Origin of the sequence: Paraburkholderia sp. HC6.4b, assembly GCF_014200875.1 — a bacterium.
GTDB lineage: Bacteria > Pseudomonadota > Gammaproteobacteria > Burkholderiales > Burkholderiaceae > Paraburkholderia > Paraburkholderia tuberum.
Genome location: NZ_JACHDC010000009.1, coordinates 1 through 18108, shown reverse-complemented (window position 1 = coordinate 18108; position 18108 = coordinate 1). Strand labels below are relative to the sequence as shown.

At 58.9% G+C, this 18108-nt stretch carries 18 protein-coding genes; 7 read left to right on the top strand and 11 right to left on the bottom strand.

The genetic code is table 11. The features are described from left to right. Positions 1-10 precede the first annotated feature (10 nt). The gene (locus tag HDG34_RS15135) at positions 11-583 is read right to left on the bottom strand and encodes a hypothetical protein (RefSeq protein ID WP_184061061.1); all 573 of its coding nucleotides are present in this window, start codon (positions 581-583) and stop codon (positions 11-13) included. 100 nt (positions 584-683) lie between these two features. Between HDG34_RS15135 and HDG34_RS15130 the strand changes: the two genes are divergently transcribed. The 3 genes from HDG34_RS15130 to HDG34_RS15120 all read left to right on the top strand — a co-directional run bounded on the left by HDG34_RS15130 (position 684) and on the right by HDG34_RS15120 (position 5812). Continuing rightward, positions 684-2297 (top strand): DnaB family ATPase, encoded by a 1614-nt coding sequence (locus HDG34_RS15130; protein WP_184061060.1) that lies wholly within the window; start codon positions 684-686, stop codon positions 2295-2297. A gap of 28 nt (positions 2298-2325) precedes the next feature. Further along, positions 2326-4458: a DEAD/DEAH box helicase gene (locus HDG34_RS15125; protein ID WP_184061059.1), complete on the top strand. Its 2133-nt coding sequence runs from the start codon at positions 2326-2328 to the stop codon at positions 4456-4458. Between the two features lie 67 nt (positions 4459-4525). Continuing rightward, a complete protein-coding gene (locus tag HDG34_RS15120) occupies positions 4526-5812 on the top strand; it encodes a hypothetical protein (RefSeq protein WP_184061058.1) in 1287 nt (428 codons plus the stop codon). A 48-nt stretch (positions 5813-5860) separates the two neighbouring features. Here the strand turns inward: HDG34_RS15120 and HDG34_RS15115 are convergent, their stop codons facing one another. The 6 genes from HDG34_RS15115 to HDG34_RS15090 all read right to left on the bottom strand — a co-directional run bounded on the left by HDG34_RS15115 (position 5861) and on the right by HDG34_RS15090 (position 10015). Further along, on the bottom strand, positions 5861-7045 hold the full coding sequence (locus HDG34_RS15115) for an arabinofuranosidase catalytic domain-containing protein (RefSeq protein ID WP_184061057.1): 1185 nt from the start codon (positions 7043-7045) through the stop codon (positions 5861-5863). A gap of 12 nt (positions 7046-7057) precedes the next feature. Beyond that, a complete protein-coding gene (locus tag HDG34_RS15110) occupies positions 7058-7627 on the bottom strand; it encodes a hypothetical protein (RefSeq protein ID WP_184061056.1) in 570 nt (189 codons plus the stop codon). 144 nt (positions 7628-7771) lie between these two features. Continuing rightward, entirely contained in the window at positions 7772-8167 is a 396-nt protein-coding gene (locus HDG34_RS15105; RefSeq protein ID WP_184061055.1) for a hypothetical protein, read from the bottom strand. Positions 8168-8380: 213 nt separating this feature from the next. Then, positions 8381-8704, bottom strand: coding sequence for a hypothetical protein (locus tag HDG34_RS15100; protein WP_184061054.1), 324 nt, complete (start codon positions 8702-8704; stop codon positions 8381-8383). 182 nt (positions 8705-8886) lie between these two features. Then, a complete protein-coding gene (locus HDG34_RS15095; protein ID WP_184061053.1) occupies positions 8887-9210 on the bottom strand; it encodes a hypothetical protein in 324 nt (107 codons plus the stop codon). A 430-nt stretch (positions 9211-9640) separates the two neighbouring features. Beyond that, on the bottom strand, positions 9641-10015 hold the full coding sequence (locus HDG34_RS15090; protein ID WP_184061052.1) for a hypothetical protein: 375 nt from the start codon (positions 10013-10015) through the stop codon (positions 9641-9643). A 313-nt stretch (positions 10016-10328) separates the two neighbouring features. Between HDG34_RS15090 and HDG34_RS39840 the strand changes: the two genes are divergently transcribed. The 4 genes from HDG34_RS39840 to HDG34_RS15070 all read left to right on the top strand — a co-directional run bounded on the left by HDG34_RS39840 (position 10329) and on the right by HDG34_RS15070 (position 15737). Further along, a complete protein-coding gene (locus HDG34_RS39840; RefSeq protein WP_184061051.1) occupies positions 10329-11399 on the top strand; it encodes an inovirus-type Gp2 protein in 1071 nt (356 codons plus the stop codon). Between the two features lie 46 nt (positions 11400-11445). Next, positions 11446-11859 carry a hypothetical protein gene (locus HDG34_RS15080; RefSeq protein WP_184061050.1) on the top strand — a complete coding sequence of 138 codons (414 nt, stop codon included), beginning with the start codon at positions 11446-11448 and terminating at the stop codon, positions 11857-11859. 723 nt (positions 11860-12582) lie between these two features. After that, the gene (locus HDG34_RS15075; protein WP_184061296.1) at positions 12583-13452 is read left to right on the top strand and encodes a mechanosensitive ion channel family protein; all 870 of its coding nucleotides are present in this window, start codon (positions 12583-12585) and stop codon (positions 13450-13452) included. Positions 13453-13706: 254 nt separating this feature from the next. Next, positions 13707-15737, top strand: coding sequence for a BCCT family transporter (locus HDG34_RS15070; protein WP_184061049.1), 2031 nt, complete (start codon positions 13707-13709; stop codon positions 15735-15737). A 68-nt stretch (positions 15738-15805) separates the two neighbouring features. Here HDG34_RS15070 and HDG34_RS15065 read toward each other — a convergent pair whose 3' ends face one another. The 4 genes from HDG34_RS15065 to HDG34_RS15050 all read right to left on the bottom strand — a co-directional run bounded on the left by HDG34_RS15065 (position 15806) and on the right by HDG34_RS15050 (position 18027). Further along, the gene (locus tag HDG34_RS15065; RefSeq protein ID WP_311734761.1) at positions 15806-16222 is read right to left on the bottom strand and encodes a type II toxin-antitoxin system antitoxin SocA domain-containing protein; all 417 of its coding nucleotides are present in this window, start codon (positions 16220-16222) and stop codon (positions 15806-15808) included. 19 nt (positions 16223-16241) lie between these two features. Next, positions 16242-16898 carry a hypothetical protein gene (locus HDG34_RS15060; protein WP_184061047.1) on the bottom strand — a complete coding sequence of 219 codons (657 nt, stop codon included), beginning with the start codon at positions 16896-16898 and terminating at the stop codon, positions 16242-16244. Positions 16899-17216: 318 nt separating this feature from the next. Further along, the gene (locus tag HDG34_RS15055; protein ID WP_184061046.1) at positions 17217-17525 is read right to left on the bottom strand and encodes a hypothetical protein; all 309 of its coding nucleotides are present in this window, start codon (positions 17523-17525) and stop codon (positions 17217-17219) included. 136 nt (positions 17526-17661) lie between these two features. Continuing rightward, positions 17662-18027: a macro domain-containing protein gene (locus tag HDG34_RS15050; RefSeq protein WP_221309150.1), complete on the bottom strand. Its 366-nt coding sequence runs from the start codon at positions 18025-18027 to the stop codon at positions 17662-17664. Positions 18028-18108 lie beyond the last annotated feature (81 nt).

Here is an 18108-nt window from a genome sequence, read left to right as displayed (position 1 = left end):
GCGGGCCGACTCAGACCGTCAACTGCCTGCCAGATAACATGTCGAGGTAGTGCCGGAAAAGACGCGTGCCCGACACTTCGTGCGAGGCGTTGTAGGCATACAATAGTTTCAGAAGACCAACGACCAGCTGCTCCCGGTATGTGTTGGGTTTTCCCTCTTCGACAAAGAAACCCGGGTAAATCACCACACCTCCGACTTCCCTCGTGATGTCGTGAATGCTGAACGGCTCGTCGTGCCACGGCAGGCGCGACTGCGGACTGAACAGGCGCGAATCAAGCTCCCCGCTTGCCTGAAGATGGGCCGCAAGCGGAAGAATCGTTTGCATCAGCAGCGCACGGCTGTCCCTGTCTTTCGCCGTCTCCTCCCAGCAGCGCGCGAGCGTGCCGGACGCATAGACCAGCTCCTCGATGTAGTGCTGCAGACCATAAAAGCAGGCCAGATCGTTGACGCTCGACATTTTCTGCAGCACTGCGAAATTAAGACACTCCGAGAGCGGCAGCTTCTGACGGGCCAATGCTTCATGCACCCAGTGGGGAATGAGCACGATCTCCTTCAATGAACCGGGTGAGCTTGACGCGATCACGTGATTCGGCTCCGTAAGGGTCGATAAGGGCCGACAGTCAAAAAATTATTTCCCGTCGCCTACCTATGCATGGGAAACGCTGTTCACACTATTCACCGACATGAACGACAAACTGATGCTCGTGAAGTGCATCACGCTCTTGTTTCGCGAGAACCAACTGTCTGGTGCACAGGAAAATTCCGCGCAGCTCGTGAGAAACGTGCTCGCCGAGATCAAGGAGCCCCAACACTCCATCGGACTCGAACATGATCGGGAGATCGTCCGGGCCCTGAAGAAGACCGCACTCTCAATGTGCGAAGTCCCGCCGGACCACGAACACGAAAGCGTCGAGATCCTGCAGCAACTGAAAGTCGACTGTGGGGAGGATGAGCAGCTCTATGGATCGTTTGTCGACGGCATGAGCGCCGAGCTCGGAGAGAGCCGCCTGAGGCGCACCGTGCTAAACCTGCGCCGCTCGCTGAACGAATATTTTCGTGAAGAGAAAATCCAGCAGATCATCAACCAGGCGGCCAACAAGCTGCGCTTTAACCGCACCGAAGTCACCAGCATGAAGCAGTTCGTCTCGGAGGTGTGCGCCGAGCTCGAACCCTATCAGGTCGACTCGGAGGCGAAGGATCCAGCCATCGTCTCCGAGGTCGACTTCTCGCGCGTGGAAGAGATCAAGCGCATCTTCCGTGAAGTCAAGAAGGCCGAGAGCGGAAAAAGCCTCATGAGGACTGGCTGGCAAGCCGTCAACCGGATGTTGCGCGGCGGCTTGAGGCGCGGGCAGGAAGTGGTGATCCCGGCGTTGCAGCACAAGTTCAAGACCGGTTTTTCACTGGCGATCTTCATCGGCGTGGCGCTCTTCAATACGCCCGAGATGATCGATCCGGCGCGTCGCCCGCTGCTTCTGCGCATCTCCTTCGAAGATGATCTCGAGCTGAACTTCCAGTACATGTACGAAGTGCTGATGGCACACGACGGACGCGAGGCAGAAATCATCACAAGGAGTCGCGCTGACTTCGAGAAAATGTCAGAGGAGCAACTCGAGGCCTACATCGCACCCATTGCGACCTACGTGCAGGATCGCCTGCGAGTGAACGGCTACGAGATCCGCCTCATGCGGGTCAACCCCTCGAACTGGACCTACAAGGACCTTTGCAACAAGATCCTCGAACTCGAGGCCGAAGGCTACGAAGTCCACCTGTGCATGGTGGATTACCTCTCGATGCTGCCGACTACTGGCTGCACCACGGGCCCAGCCGGCACCGACCTGCTCGATCTATACCGGCGCGTGCGCAACTTCTTTTCAGTCAAGAAGATTGCCTTTATCACCCCACATCAGCTTTCGAGCGATGCGCGCCAGCTCATCCGCGAAGGGACCACGGAGTTCGTCAAACACCTGCCGGGAATGGGTTACTACAAAGGCTCACGCCAGATCGATCAGGAGGTTGATCTGGAGATCTTCATCCATATCGAGATCGTCAACGGTGAGTCGTTCCTCACGGTTCAGCGCGGCAAGCATCGCCTGATCGGCCAGACCTCATCAAGAGACCTCTACTGTGTGCTGCCTTTTAACCAGCACGGCATTCCCTTCGACATCGACGCACCCGAAATCACGTGCAGATCACCTGGAGGTGGTCCTGCCGGTAGCACGGCCAGTGGCCCTCCCAGCAGCGCGCCTGGCGGCCGCTCCGTTAAACCCTTCTGGGATTTTTCCATGGAGGGCGCCTGACCATTTCTGATCGTATCAGGAGCAACCCATGTTCTACGGTCTGCGACGTCTGCTTGGCATGGTACGTGTTGAGGAATCGGGAGACCAGATCAAGCTATCGGGCTTGCCGGGCAATTCCGTCGCAAAGACCATCGGCGAGGTCTGGGGCACACAGAAAATCGCCAGCATCATGTTCAGCAGGGTCAGTCCTTCCGATATCGCCTTCAATCGCTTCTTCGCCCCTGACGTGGTGTACGCCTTTAGCCGCATCATTGCGGAAAAGAGGAGGGGACACAATATCAGGGCGCTGAAGAAGGTCGTCGCGAGCATTTATGAGGCGACATGGATGAAGGACACGCTGGTCAAGCATCCGGATATCCTGGACCCGGCCCAGCTCAACCAGCTGAAGTGGGCGCCGCTTGAACACCAGGCGGGCTTCTTTCGCTGGTTCAACGAGATGGTCCCGCGCTTTCGTCTGCGCGGTGCGCTGCTGGGCGCCGGCCCTGGCACTGGAAAGACCTTCATGGGGCTGGCGCTCGGGCTGCAGCTGCATGCCGACGTGGTGATCGTCGTATGTCCGGGTCGGGCCGTGAAGAAGGTCTGGGAGGACACGATCGTCACCCAGTTCAAGCGGCCCCAGCCGTACTGGCACAGCCAGATGGGCCGGCCGCCCGAAGCCCGGATGCGCTACTACATCGTGCACTATGACGCGCAGGAAAAATTCCTCGCCTTCGCCCGTACCCAACACTGGCACAAACCCGTCATCCTGTTGGATGAGTCCCACGGCATGAACGAAATCGAGGCGCTGCGCACGCAACTCTTCATCGCCCTGTGCGATATCACGAAGAGCCAGTACATCCTCTGGGAATCCGGCACGCCGGTCAAGGCCCTGGGTGGCGAAATGGCACCGCTATTCCGCACCATCGATCCACTCTTCGATCGGGACGCCCAGCAACGCTTCTCCGCGATCTACGGCAAGGCGTCCCAGCGCGCCAACGACATCCTCGCGCACCGGCTGGGAAAAGTCACCTACAAGGTCGAGAGTGGCAGCGTGGTAAAGGTCGAGCTCCACCACATCCAGAAGAAGGTTCGCATCCCCAACGGCGAAAACTATACGCTCACTTCCATCCGCGAAGAGATGCGCCGCTTCATCGAGGAACGCGCGAAACACTACCTCTCGAACATGCGCCAGTACGAACGCATGTTCGAAAACGCGCTCAAGGCCTTCGGAAAAACGCTCGTCACACCCGAACAGAAACAGAACTTCCGGCACTACGAGCGTGCGGTCAAACTCATCCGCAAGGATTTCGATCCGTCGAAGCTCAAGGACGAAATCCGTTTCGCCACAAGCTACGAAAAGAAGGTCATCCTCCCGGCGCTACCGAAACCGATTCGCCAGGACTTCAAGGACGCGAAATCAGTCGTGAAATATTACAAGCTGAAGGTGCAGGGCGAGGCACTCGGGCAGATTCTCGGCAGGAAGCGGGGCCAGTGCATCATCGACATGGTGCCGCACATCGGTCTCGAGGACATCATTGATACCGCGCTCAAGAAGACGCTGATGTTCACCAGCTACGTGGGCGTGGTCGATGCCGCGGCCGAATTCCTCAAACAGCAGGGCTACCGGCCACTGCGTGTCTACGGCGAGACCAACAACGAGCTTGCCGGTATGGTCAATGAGTTCGGTCGCAATGAGGATGCCAATCCCATGATCGCCACGTACCAGTCACTCTCGTCTGCCGTACCGCTCATCATGGCGAACACCATGGTCATGGCCAACTCTCCCTTCCGTTCGTTCGAGTACGATCAGGCAGTCGCGCGGTGCAAACGGCTCGGACAGGACGAAAGCGTCTATGTCAACGACGTCGTGCTTGATACCGGGAGCGAATCAAACATCTCCTCGCGCACAATCGACATCATGCAATGGAGCCGCGCCCAGGTCGACGAGTTGCTCGGCTTCGAGAACGAACAGCTGATCGCCACTGAATCCCTTCGCGAGCGCAATGGGCGCGCCACAGGATCACTGACGATTGACGCCATCGCGTGCGAGGAATTCACACAGGCAATGGAGCCCTGGACCGGTCGGCTGGCGACCGATGTATACGGAGCGCAGCTACCCGACTGGCTGCGGTGGGCCAACCAGCCGCGCGAACAGGCGTGCGTCAGCCGGCACATGGGTTGAGCTGTACCTCGCGAATCCTTTGACGACGCTGTCGTCCGGAGTTTCATCTGAGCGAGGAGAATGAATCGTGAGCCTGCTGCGCGTCGCGCTCGAATGTGATGAGCCTGTCGAGAGTGAGGAAACCCTGGATGACTCGGTACCGGAAGGGGACGATCAGGTACGCGCCGGGATGGCCGAAACCGTGGATGAGGATTTCGAACACGATGCGGCGATGGATGTCGTAGCCGAATCCATCCACGAGTACTACGATCAACTGCGTGACCTGATTCACGGCAACGCTGTCACGCCCGCGCTCACCGCATTGATCATCAGGGGCGTCAACCAGCAGCTCGCTAGTGTCGGACTGGAAGTCATGAACTTCCCCGCTCTCGAGAGCTACACCAGGGCGAGTGCAGAAGAACAGGCAGGGATCGCCCTCGAGGGCATAGCCACGACGCTCAAGACCCTGCTGTTCCAGGACCCCGTGCTGAATTTCAAGCACTACAAGGACATCATCCTGGACGCGTTCCGGTCGATCGAAGGGAAGCTCGCGAAGTATGAGGGCAAGACGCGGCAGAACAGGGCGGAGTTCGAGCAGAAAAAAGGGAAGCTCGGCAACCGGGTCGAAATCAGCCTTCACGGGCTATGGTATTTTTTCACAACCGGGCAGGGGCAGCCCCAAAACCTGACCGCAGCGCTGTCCACCGATCTCGCCGGATCAGGTTACATGCTCACGAAGTACCCGGCGGAGGTCATCTCTGCCATCGAGAAGCTGGCCGCGATCCTCGCAGGCGGCAGCGCGAAAGACAGGGCGTCGATTGACGCGCTCGCGAAAAAGGTCGAAACACTTAAGTCTGCAGTCGAACTGTTCGATTCACAGTTCATGGGCAACGGCAAATATTTCAACATGACCAGCGTGGTAGCGAGTACGACGCCAAACCAGGGAAGCCGCCTGGAGCAGATGAGCCGCAGTGGCTTTGTGGTCGAGAAGACGAGCGCGGGCCATACGGCCAGCAAAGCGATGTCCGGCCCTCTTGCGTCCATCATCCGGAGCAGGCAGATTGTCCTGTCCGTGCAACAGTTGGAAGAGGTGTTCGACGCCGCCCAGGCCTACTGCGATAACGTGAAACATTTTCTGGAGCTTGAGTCGAAATTCTCCGCTGCGGCAGCAAAACTGGGCGACGCCCTCAGAAAGCTGTCGGAGACCGCACAGGGGCGCGATCGTGAAGTGATCGCCGCTGGCGACAGGATCGAGGCCTACGCGAAACTGCTGATGCGCGCCTTCCAGCGGCCGGCATTGCAGGAAGCCTTCCGGTCACTGCGCGGGAGCAAGTACTGCAACTACCTGGGCCTGCGCGGCATCTTCAACGGATAGCCACAAAAAAAGAAAGCTTCGGCACCGATCAGTTGAGATCGAACCCAGTCAGGGACAACTCCAGTAGGTGCGCTGATCGGCATAGAGTGCATTTTCATCCCCAGACGGAAGCACGATCGCTTCTGCAAGGCAGACTGTTGCGCGCTGCTTGCTCGACGATGGTGCGAGTCCCAGCACAAGCGTTTGCGCATTTGCGGTGGTGCCCAACGCCGCGGTGCCCGCCGTCTGCACACCGTTTAACACGATATTCGCGAATCCACCGCTCTGGAATGCGCTCGCGGCATTGAACCCCGTGTCCGATACGGTATTGCTGCTCTGCTGGCTGCTGGTGACCATGGTGGCCATCGCGTGTCGCGGCGGCGACATCGAATTGACCTGCCCGACACCGAAACGGTAGACGTTGTAGGACGCGCTCACGAAATAATCCGCGACCCCAGTGCCATATTGGACAGCACAGTTGAAAACTGCGTTCATCGTCACACGACTTGCATTGGACATGGGGACCTGCACCGCGGCCTGCAGTTGCTGGTTCACGGTGCCGCCAGAATCCCAGATGATCGCCGCTTGCCCGTTGATGGTGACGGGAACGCCAGCCTGCACGATGTATGGCTGCGCGCCATCGAGGGCCTTCGCCACGGCATGGTTACCATTGCCGCCCTGATCGTACCAGGTACGGATCGTGGCATCGCCCGAGCCGGCAAATGCTGCCAGCGCGTCCAGATCCAGATCACCAGTCACGGTGAACCCGATGTCATGCTGGACGCCATCAGCAGCGCGCGTGACCCCAATAGCCGCCCCTGACCATTGCCCTGTCAATCGTCGCAGACTCCAGGCTGCCACCGGCGAGATCTGCAGCGTATCGAGAGGGCCGATGAAAGGAACGGCTGAAACTATGTCTGTCAGATCGAACATCTGCATCGTCGATACATCGACGTAATAGTCCCCCAGGTTATTTTTCGTGTTGAAGAGCATGGAATACCTGAAATGACTCAGGGGAGAGGCGAGCCCGACGAGCAGATCGATCTGCCGCATCCATTTGCCGGCCGTCGTCCGATACGAAAACGTGCCGTATACGATCTGCGCATCGGGACTGCTCGCCTCTACGGCGGTTATCGCCCTCTGAAGGGCGTTGCTGACAAACTGGTTATCCGCCGGCGTCTGCGTGATCTGCCTGACGACCGCATCGGCAAACTGCTGGCTCGTCGCAAAATACTGCCTGTCGAGGATAGTCATGGCACGATTCCGCTAGATCGACCTGAGGGCGGCCCGCACCGGGGCGGCCGGATCGTGATAGTTCGCGCCGATCTCGATTCCGTGATCGGTAAAGGCAATATTGACGGGGAAGCTTCGGGCGAGACGCTTGAGCCGCGTGGCAGAACTGATCAGCTCATCGAGTGCCTGAAGCTCCTCTTCGGAAGCCTTCCATCTGTGCTGCCGCGCGAGCGCGTGCGCGCCCGACTCCTGTGCCGGCGAGAGTACAAGCTGGCCGTCAACCACGGCCGTGTTCATCCGTACTTCGCCGACGAGCGTACCCTGATTGAAATGCGGGCCCGGCAGCAGCACCAGGAGATGCACCACGGTCAAGTCATCCTCATCCTGCCGGAAGCGGAAAGACGGCATGAACGGTCGTGCCTGGTTGTGTAATACGACAGCACGCTTCCATACGTCGTCAATGTAGCCGCTCAGCTTCGACAGGCCTCCATCGTCCATATATTCGGCCAGTTCGTTCCGCAGGAACCACAGGCCGGCCACGGTCTTTTCCAATAGTTTCGGAAGCGGGCTTTCGCGAGTCGGCACTTCTTCATGCAGCATCATCTCAGCTCTCCCTGGAATCATTGGGAACGATCGGGGTATCTTTGGCGGCAAGGCGGCATCCCGCCGCTCGCATCACCTGGCGGTAGTTGCGTCTCATGGCATAGAGCCCGGCCACGTGGTGGCCGGGCAGTTACTGGCGGGTGGTTATTCGAGTTTTGAAAGCACCAGCATTGATCCCGGCTGGATCTTCCGGTCGCGATCCAGATATACGTTGATAATGAGCGGGTGGTGAACCGTCAAATCAAGGCTTCTGAACGTAATGCTCAGCGTCTGTGTCAAGTGGTGCGTCTGGGGATGAACCAGGTCAATCACATCGATCCGGAATGCAGGTGCGTGTTCGTCTATCCAGTCAAGATCCCGTGGGTGCAATATCTGGGAACGAATCCAGTTGATAAAGTTGTCGGGCGCCTCCTGTGTCCCGTTAAATGCGTGCTGTAACAAAATGCCCAGACCCTTCAGCGAGATGGTCCTGAGCCGCCTGACTACTTCGATCCAGTTCGACCGGCGCAGACGCGGGGATTCGTCTGTTGGATCGGTCATATACACAGTTCTCCTTTGGTAATCGAATGTCGTTTCCTTGAACTGCCTGACATTCATAGGAGTAGCCAGAGCAGTTTTTTTCTTCGGGGCCGCAGGGCTGCGCCGTCGCCCAGCACCCGTTTGAGTAATATCTATCTGAACGTTTCTCGGATAGGGCAACGGGCGAGGAACCCGGGACGGGGACGTCGCGAGGTCCGCATGGATATACGCGCATCAGCTTGTTTTTGTCTCGATCTCGGCTTCCACCGCCTCGATGGTTTCTGTTGGCATGGGAATCTCCGAGGATTCCTTGATCTTCACGCCAGCTGCCGCGGCCGTGACGGCACCGGCAATCGCGACCAGGCCGCCTGAAAATGCAAGACTGTTGAAGGTCTGGTGCTTGATGGTGTCGTAGATCGACAGAATGATGAATACCAGGCCGCCCAGCATCACAAAGCCATAACCGAAAAAGCGGGCCGGGTCGACGTCACCGTTCCAGCTGCAAAAGAGGTCCTCGCACACCCTGGCCACGAACCCGGGCTTCTTCTTCTCTTCCACGACACGCTCCTGAAAGACGATTCACACAATTCGTCATTCAGGTCGCAGGGCATACCGTGCAAAAAAATGAGGTCGGCAAAAGGCGGAGGGCATGCCCTCCGCCTTTTGCATCGCATGCTTCAGCCTCGTCCAGCACCACATCAGACTATCGCCCACGCGCCTCGATGTCCGACCTCAGACGACTACAGTTCGCGCAGGATTGTCAGCCTGCGATAGAACTCAGCCACCCGATGGTAGCCCCTGGCAGGCGTGTCTTCCTGTGCACTCGTGGCCGCCACCTGGAGCTTCGCGAAATCCGCTTCGGATTGCGCGCATTCCCTGATGCGGGTCAGCTCCACCCCGATCTGATCGTGGACCCATAGAAGCTCGTCGAGCTCCTCGATAAGTTCTTCGTTTCGCTTTAACTGCGCAGCGGGATCATCCGGATCAGCAGGGAAGAACGCGTCGTTGAAGTCGCCCAGAGCGGCCTTCGCACGGTACAGCGTGTACATCATTGCCTCGCTCATCGGTCGTTACCTCCTCGTCAAGTCTGGCCCGCTTTCTGTCTCTCCTGCAAAGACGGCTGTCAATAGCCTGGTGATCCTGGCCAATGCGTAAAGTCCAACGACCAGAAGCGCGCCACAGGCAACCGAAATGCAGAAGTCCATTTGAAATCCACTCTGCTGTCCATCTGGAAAAATACCCGGAGACGAGACCGCGCTGCCGGGCGCCTGATTCCAATTCCGGATAGGTCCGTCCTAGAATCCACGCTTCTTTTTCAGCAGATACTCATCGAACTCCTGACAGAGCCGGCAGCCGATGTACAGTCCAATAATGGCGCCCGCTCCCTGGCCGAGTGATTTCCAGAAACCCATTTCCAACTCCTTTGTTCTTCAGATCGACAAAATAGACCGGGGACGCGAGCGTCCCCGGTGATTGCTGTTTTAGAGGCGTGACTTACTTCTTTGCCGACTTCGGATTTCGGGTCGTGTATTCGTTGGCTTTACGGACCGCCTCCTCCAATCCCTCCTGAATCTCCTCGGCGGTGGGCGCTGCATTCGCTTCAGGTGTCGCCGATGTCGCTTCCGTTTTTCCGCCGGTCATATCCTTGACCTTGTCGCGAAGCCACGGATAGCTGTAGTAAATGCCCACGCCAACTGCGACCGCAGCGCCGGCCCCAACGACCGCATTCCTGTTTTCGTTGACCCAGTCCGTACACGTTTCTAAAAATCCCGAGGCCGGTTTAACCACGGATTCAACCGGCGCATTATCGAAAATGCCAGATGTTTCCTGAGCTGCCGTTGCCGCAAACTTGAGAACGTTATTCAACATGGTGATACTCCTTGGTTCGTTTCTGTCTGTTGGATAATTGAGTTCGTTCCATTACTGGTCTGGACTCGCGGGCGGAATATATCGTTGAGATTTTTTTGAATCGTCCATTTCAGCAATTCCTGACTCGCCAATGCATACGCGCGCAAGCCAAGGCTGCTAACCAGGCCTCGCGCATGTGTCCCGCCGCGGAAAAAAACGCGATAAAAGCGACGGACCGCAACGGCCCGCGCAGATCGAATGCGAACCAAGTGGGTGAGCAAATGCGAACCAAGTCATCTAGACTGATTCGTAACGCTCTGACAAGGAATCTGCCGTGAGGACAGGAAAAAATGGGTTGGGAGCATCTTTCGCTGGCGACACGTCGCTGCTCCAGCAAGCGGGTAATGATGGGTTGCGCGATCATTTTTTTTCATTCGATCGCTCGCTGCCCGTCGGCGCACGCATCCGGCTCAAGTCTGAAAACGAAATGCTCGAGGCGCTCGGCCGGATCGATCGTCTTGCGAAACGAATCAGGGACGGAAACGATGTTCGCCTGGTTGCTAAATCACATCAAGCTACGCAGGGGCATTTTGTTCCACTCACACCTGATGTCCTGCTGGTTCGTACATGGCTGTATCTCGATCTCAATCAGCTTGAGAAGGTATTCGATCATCACATTGTCAATCCGGTATTAGAAGAGATCCTTTCCCGAAATACAGAACTGGCGAGATACGGCTTCTATCTTGGAAACAAATGGCTCTCGATGGGTCCGCCAATGGAAGTGATCGACGACATCAACAAATCATTGACAGCGTTAAAATCTGTTTTATCGGACAAGGATTTCAAAACGCGCGAGCACTACTTTATCCGAGCGAGTACGAAGAACCTCAAAAGTCTGCAACGCTACATTTCGAATCTACTTTCCCATCACAAATCCATGCAATATATCCGCATCGATCTTGGATACCACGATACGACTGACTGGGTTCACCGTTCATCCTTCAGGGAAGTTCACAAGCTTGCCAAAAAGCATTACGACAGGCTGATCTCTCTTCTCAAACATGACTTCGATACGGCAATGCCAGGGCACGTACGAAAGATCGAATACAGCTCAGGCGCTGGTTACCATTTTCACTGCCTCTTCTTTTTTAGCCAGGCTATCAGCGTGGATCTTCAGGACGTTGGCGAAAGAATAGGGGCGTATTGGTCTGGGCGCGCCACACAGGGCTGCGGGGCATACTTTGTCTGGACCACGCCAGCGCCCACTGTGTGGCGGCAAGGGCCACAACACATGCAGACCAGTCAGGATCTGCACGATGCGCTTCAGTATCTGACGAAACTGGATCGGTTTCTCCGGCTGTCTGTAGGCGGAGTGCGCACGCTAGTGACGGGAAAGAAACGCTAGGGCAAGAAGCAGACCACTACTTCTTCCGCGGTACAAGCGGATTTCGGTGGGACTGAAACCGCCCGGCACGCCGGTCAGCTTCCAGAAACTCATGGGCGACCTTCTTACTGGCGTCTACCTTCCTCGCGAACTCCGGGCTGTGGAAGACGATTTCCCAGAAATTGTGCTGCTTTTGAGATTTGCTTGGCATGATGTGCTCCCGCAACACGCGATGATCAATCGCTTGCATAGTGCCGACGGCCAGCCGTTTTCTTCCCATGCCCGGATGGGCAACCGCCGCCTGCGCCCGTGGCTATGGCGTCCTTCGCGGGCAGCTTCAGGCATCACGAACTCATTCAATGCGAATGCCTTCGCGAAACTTTGGCCCGCACTCCGGACAGTGGTAAATGCCAAGCTGTCCGTCGCTCTCAGGGTCGAGCTCGAAATTGTCGGGCCACTCCTCGAACTCCCTGAAGGATAGCGTTGCGATGTCGGGGTCGGGGAACTCGTCCTGAGTACACCTGTCTGTGCTCACCACGAACAGCTTCGAGCTCGGCTCCGAGTTCCTCATTCACCCAGTCCACCAGATCGGCGCCGCTGATCGCCACCCCGTCTCCGGCGATCTCGGGGAATTTCGCCTTCAGTGAGGCATGGAGATTCTCCCGAAACACACCGCGGAGCTCATGCAGGCGCTCCTTGAACCACTCCACCAGGTCACCACCATTCACCTCCGTGCCGTCCACGAAGCCAGGCAACGATGAGGCGATCCGGTTAGCAAATGTCACACGGTCTGCGAACGTTCTGCGTTTCGCGTCATCGATGGCGTCACGCGCGATCGGCAGCAGGCCGGTACGCGTTGGATCCTTATGACACTGTATAACGTATTACGCACTATCTGGTGCACACGTCAGTAATTTCGAGATATTTCAATTTGGCGATATCCAGCACCGCTGCCATATCGCCTCCGGCCAGCGCCCGTGACCCGCCTCCCGACACGAGTTGCACCGGCACACACACCGTACCGGTAGAATCTCCCCTACCAGGGACGGCCACTTTACGACAGGTTCCGTCCACGATGTCTCCAGCGACGTCACGCCGTTCCGAGCGCATCGCCATTGAAGGCCGGTACCTCCGGAGCAATTGCTTCTCTTTCAACTGCGTGGCGATGTACCAATCACCACGCATAACAAGGACCCCTAAAGCCATGCCGAATCTTCTCGCCGAAATCCATCCGGACCGGTGGACATTCCTCCGGGATGCACTCGCTGTTTTCGCCACGCAGTTGTGCGCCGCCGTAGTGATCCTGTTGGCGGGCTGGTGGATAGCGCGCCGCGTTTCGCTCTCGCTGGGCCGTCTGCTTGCCCGTCAATCGCGCATGGATGCCACGCTGCGCCCGATCCTCTGCGACACATGCCTCTGGGGTATTCGTGTCGTCGCGATCATCGGGGCGCTGTCGCAACTGGGCATCCAGACGGCCAGCATCGTTGCGGTGCTCGGTGCCGCCGGCCTCGCGATCGGTCTTGCCCTGCAGGGCACGATGCAGAACATCGCCGCCGGCATCATGCTGCTGCTGTTGCGGCCGTTCAAGGTCGGCGACTATATCGATGGTGGGGCCGGCAGCGTCGCGGGCACGGTCCAGGAAGTCAGCCTGTTTACGACGCGCCTGACGAAACCCGACGGTATCTGCGAATACGTGCCGAACAGCGCCCTGTGGAGCAACTCGATCCGCAATTACAGCCGCAATCCGACGCGCCGGCTCGATCTCGAAGTGGAGATCTCCGTGCGCGATGACGTGGGTCGTGCGCTGCAGGCGCTGCGCACCCTCGCTGCTGCCGACCCGCGTGCACTGAAGGAGCCCGCGCCGCAGGTGATGGTCAGTCGCTTCGACGACAGCACGGCGGTGCTGAATATCCGCGTCTGGTCGAACATCGACGTGTTCTGGGACATGCGCTGGGATCTCGCGCGCCAGGTACGGCAGACGCTGGCCGACGCACAATGCTCGTTGCCGCTGCGCACCCGCGAATTGCACATCGTGCAGAGTACGGCGACCGGCGACGCGGCCGCCGCCAGATAAAGGCCGGATAAAGGGGAGAAGTTATAAGTCCCCCGAAATGTTGAAGTATCTTTAATTCAGCAGGTCTGGCTTGCCACGACGTTGTCAATTCCATGCCGCTCCGCTCCATAATGGACCTGACTGTGGATCGGCAACCGGACCGCAGGCCGCTGCCTGGAGCTGTAGCGGTAGCGACTTGCATTTGAAACTGGCCGTGCTTGCAATCGACACCGCTTCCACCGATCCTCGTGCTGCTTCTTCTGGATGCCAACACCATGCCCCGAACTCGATCAATGCCACAGACGACGCTCAAGCCACAGGTCGTCGCGCCGTCGCTTGCCGTGATTGGCACGCTGCTCGTAGTCTGCGCCCTGCGGCCCGACCAGGCCGGTGCGTTCTTCACGGCCGGCCAGCAATGGGTCATCGGCCATTTCGACTGGTTCTACGTACTCGCCGTCACGACCTTCCTGATCTTTCTCGTGCTGATCGCGGCGAGCAGCTTCGGCAACATCAAGCTCGGCCCCGACGACGCCGAGCCCGAATTCAGCTTCGTGTCGTGGACTGCGATGCTGTTCGCGGCCGGCATGGGCATCGGGCTCATGTACTTCGGCGTGGGCGAGCCGATGCAGCACTACCTGAAGCCGCCGACCGTCGCGGGCGGCACGCCGGAGGCCGCACGCGAGGCGATGCTGATGACGTTTTTCCACTGGGGCTTCCACGCGTGGGCGATCTACGGCGTGATGGGCCTCGTGCTCGCGTATTTCGGCTTCCGCTACAACCTGCCGCTCACACTGCGCTCCGGGCTGTATCCGTTGCTACGCGAACGCATCGACGGCTGGATTGGGCATACGGTCGACACGTTCGCGCTGGTCGGCACGATCGCGGGAATCGCGGCGACGCTCGGCTACGGCGTGATGCAACTCAGCGCGGGCCTGCACATCGTCGCGGGGTGGAATACCGGCGGCAATGCCTTCCGTATCGGACTGGTCGCGCTTGTCGTGACGCTGGCGGGCATCTCCGCCGCCTCAGGGCTCGACAAGGGCGTGCGGCGGCTGTCAGAACTGAACCTGCTGCTCGCGTTCCTGCTGCTCGCATTCGTGATGACCACCGGCCCGACGTCGTTCCTGCTGCGCGCGTTCAGCGACAACGTCGGCCAGTATCTGTCGAACTTCGTCGACCTGTCGTTCCGCACCTACGCTTACGCATCGCCACGCGAGGAGGGCTGGTTCGGTGGCTGGACGATCCTGTACTGGGCCTGGTGGGTGTCGTGGTCGCCGTTTGTCGGGATGTTCATCGCGCGCATCTCACGCGGCCGGACGATCCGCCAGTTCGTGATCGGCGTGCTGCTCGTGCCGACCGCTTTTAACCTCGTCTGGATGACCGTGTTCGGCAACAGCGCGATCTGGCTCGATTCGCACGTGGCCGCGAGCACACTCGCGCAGACGGCCGGCAACGTCGACGCGCTGCTGTTCCACTTCTTCGACTACCTGCCGCTGACGCAGTTGCTGTCGATCGTCGCGATCGTGCTGATCGCGGTGTTCTTCGTGACCTCGGCCGATTCCGGCGCGTTCGTGATCGATTCGATCGCCACGCGCGGTGCAACGCATTCGCCCGTGTGGCAGCGGCTCTTCTGGGCCGCGCTGCTCGGCGTGACGGCCGCCGTGCTGCTGGTCGCGGGCGGCCTGAAGGCGCTGCAGACGATGACGCTGATCGCGGCGCTGCCGGTCGCGCTCATCATGCTCGCGCTCTGCTACGGGCTCTGGCTCGGCCTCAAGGCCGACCATGCGCACTACTCGCAGGACATGGCGCTCGCGACGGACTTCTGGACGGGACAGCACTGGCGTCACCGTCTGGCGCACATCCTGCGGCAGACGACGGAAGCTGAAGCGCGCCAGTTCGTTGCCGATACCGTCGTACCCGCGTTCGAGAAGGTGGCGAACGAACTGCGTGTGGGCGGCGTCGATGCGCACGTGCAGCGCGATGACGACAACGCCGTGCGTCTCACCGTGCCGACGGCCGGGCAGCGCGACTTCGTCTACGGCGCGCGCGTCTCGCGCAAGTCCGCGCCGGCGTTCCTCGTGCGCGACGCGGCCGAGCCGGAGGCGCGGCGCTCGCACGTCTATGAGATCGTTACGTTCTTCTCGGACGGGCGTGTCGGCTACGATATTGAGTATTTGCGCGGCGACGAGGTCATCGCCGACGTGCTGCGGCAATACGAGCGCTACGTGTCGCTATCCGCCGATACTCGCACGCACCTGCTCAGCCGCGCACCGGGCCACGCCGACACGGGTGGCAAGCAGGGCTAAAGGTTGATTCACTAAAAATCTCCTGATTGGTTATAGAGAAAAGGTGAAACATCATGGATCACGGCCACTCAGTCATACTCCGGGCAATGTTCACCAGGCGTGTATTCGAAGTGGGCGATACGGTCGAACCAGGCATGGATAGATTCGTTGCTGATCCAACACTCATGGGATGACCCATGCCATGCGAGCTCCCACGGCCCGCCGTCCATGCGCGAAATTGACGACAGCCTCGCTGTACTCAATTTGCCGTACACCTCGAGAACTCGTTCGATCAGCTTCGCCTCGCAGCAGGCGTCGGACAGCCGCGGCTGCCGCCTGATGAAAGGGTGATCTGCGGGGATCGAGGCGATCGAGAAGACCCGCAGGGTGTGATACAGCGGTCCGAGCACGGGCCCGAGCCGCCAGGCCTCAAACAGTTCATCGACAATCGGCTCTTCTCTCAGAGCCAGACTCCAGCCATGGCAGAAGTACGCGAGCTTCTGCACCGACTGGTTCGTCTGCTGCTTACCGTGCTGAGGCGATCGCCGGACGATTTCCGCGGCGAGTTGCATTGGATGGAGCGACATCATCTTGTCCTTGAGCAGGCATGCGCACCCTCTTGAACCAGCTGATGTCGGCCAGCTTGTCGGTGCCTGTGAACCTGTAGGGCATGAGAATGCCGACAAAATCGTCGTAGCCGTTGATCGTCACGAGAGCCGCCTTGTCTCCATTGGGGGTCACGCGCGGCACGCCTGGCTTGCCGGTCAGGACGGCCGCGCATCGGGAGAAATCCATCAGGTGCTGGGGATCAAACTGCGCCGCGGTACCCGAGAATTCACCAGGCACCGTTCTGGCATAGTCAACGTACTTGTCCGCTACCGGTTTGAAGGTGTATTGCATGCCGTCCCCGGGGAGCCGGAGATAGTGATTGTCCCCATCGACGACGAGCTCCGTTAAAAGCCCTGGCCGCGCCCGCACCTTGATCTGCCGCAACATGCTCATCGGGATGATCAACGAGACGTCGTGATCGACTTCGTTTTCAACATCCGCACGCACAATCCCAAGCTTCTGGCCGCATGAGGCGACCAGACGTGTTTCGTGCTTGCGTGCCTCAACGAGCACACCATTCAGGTAGCTGCGAGAATCTTTCGTTGCTGCAAGCGAAGCGACGGCCTTCAGCATTTCCGCTGGGAATCGGATAGTCTGCATATGTTTAAATCTCCTATGAATAACGCTCTTTCTGCACGATAAAAGGGAGTGGGGAAAGCCCACCGGAGCGCATCGCGAATCCGGCGGGAGCCCTCCATTGGATGGGTTGATGCGGTCAGCTTTTACTGCGGATCAGGAACTGCCGGCCGGGTGGTGATAACGGCGGCAAAAGCGCCACGGTCCGCGAACGCGCCGTGGCGAAGTAAGTGCAGTTCTGCGCGATTGGAAACGTGCGAAGTGACAACCGGGTCACCGCGCCATGTGCCGCAAGGCGGACGACCGGGCGCGTAGCTACGGCTGCTGATCCGACGACGCGGCCAGCGCCTGTGCGTATCGCGTATCACCCGCATATACCGGCGTGTTGGTGCCATCTGCAGCGACGAAAGGCACGCGCCGCACCTTGAACACATCGAGTACCGATGGGTCGGTGACAACAAGATCGACGAGGCCATCCGGCCAGATCTGGACGACGCAGGCCTGCAACGGCGGGCTTGTCGAGCTGGACATAAAGTTGACCTGCTGGTCGAGTGTGGGCGTGGCCGCGCCTGCATCAGTCTCGGGAGTGCTCATTTTCGTCTGCCTCGCGGTGAGGTTGATCAATCCCGCTCCCCGTGTGACAGACAGGAGCGACATGAAGGCGCCGCCCGCGGCACCCATAGGATTGCGGCTCCTTCATGTGTCTCTGTTCTCGTACGCCCTTGAACGGACAGAAGTGGCGCCGCCGCTCGCCAGCCAGCTATCGCAGTGGTTGGTGCCCGGATTCACAAAGCAGCGCGTACACCTGCGGAACCTGCCGCATGGCGAGTTCAATACGTGGTCGCACGTGCTCCCAATCGAGACCACCCAGACCACAGCCAAGTGGCGGAATGGCGACCGACCGGATATGCCGTAGCTGGAGGACGTTCACCAGATCCGAGAGGCCTGCATCGATATCCTCGATCAGGCTGCCGTCACGCCAGTGACGTTTTGTGGGAAAGTTAATGATGTATCGGGGATGTGCCGGCGGTGTCCGTTCAAACACTTGAACGCGCCCTGGCCGGACTTCTCCACGCGCGCACGCAACCGCGTAAGCCTCGAAATTGTCCGGAATAGACAGCGTCAAGCAGCATGGCCGGTCAGCGACAACTATCTTGGCCGGTCAACGGGGTAATTGTCGCTGCTTATAAGGTCATATTTGACGTTG

Excerpts from the sequence above, each read along its gene's own strand:
- HDG34_RS15060 (WP_184061047.1), bottom strand. The coding sequence starts at position 16,898 with ATGCTGAAGGCCGTCGCTTCGCTTGCAGCAACGAAAGATTCTCGCAGC.
- HDG34_RS15110 (WP_184061056.1), bottom strand. The coding sequence starts at position 7,627 with ATGATGCTGCATGAAGAAGTGCCGACTCGCGAAAGCCCGCTTCCGAAA.
- HDG34_RS15115 (WP_184061057.1), bottom strand. The coding sequence starts at position 7,045 with ATGACTATCCTCGACAGGCAGTATTTTGCGACGAGCCAGCAGTTTGCC.
- HDG34_RS15070 (WP_184061049.1), top strand. The coding sequence starts at position 13,707 with ATGCCCCGAACTCGATCAATGCCACAGACGACGCTCAAGCCACAGGTC.
- HDG34_RS15075 (WP_184061296.1), top strand. The coding sequence starts at position 12,583 with ATGCCGAATCTTCTCGCCGAAATCCATCCGGACCGGTGGACATTCCTC.
- HDG34_RS15095 (WP_184061053.1), bottom strand. The coding sequence starts at position 9,210 with ATGAGCGAGGCAATGATGTACACGCTGTACCGTGCGAAGGCCGCTCTG.
- HDG34_RS15130 (WP_184061060.1), top strand. The coding sequence starts at position 684 with ATGAACGACAAACTGATGCTCGTGAAGTGCATCACGCTCTTGTTTCGC.
- HDG34_RS15090 (WP_184061052.1), bottom strand. The coding sequence starts at position 10,015 with ATGTTGAATAACGTTCTCAAGTTTGCGGCAACGGCAGCTCAGGAAACA.
- HDG34_RS15125 (WP_184061059.1), top strand. The coding sequence starts at position 2,326 with ATGTTCTACGGTCTGCGACGTCTGCTTGGCATGGTACGTGTTGAGGAA.
- HDG34_RS15105 (WP_184061055.1), bottom strand. The coding sequence starts at position 8,167 with ATGACCGATCCAACAGACGAATCCCCGCGTCTGCGCCGGTCGAACTGG.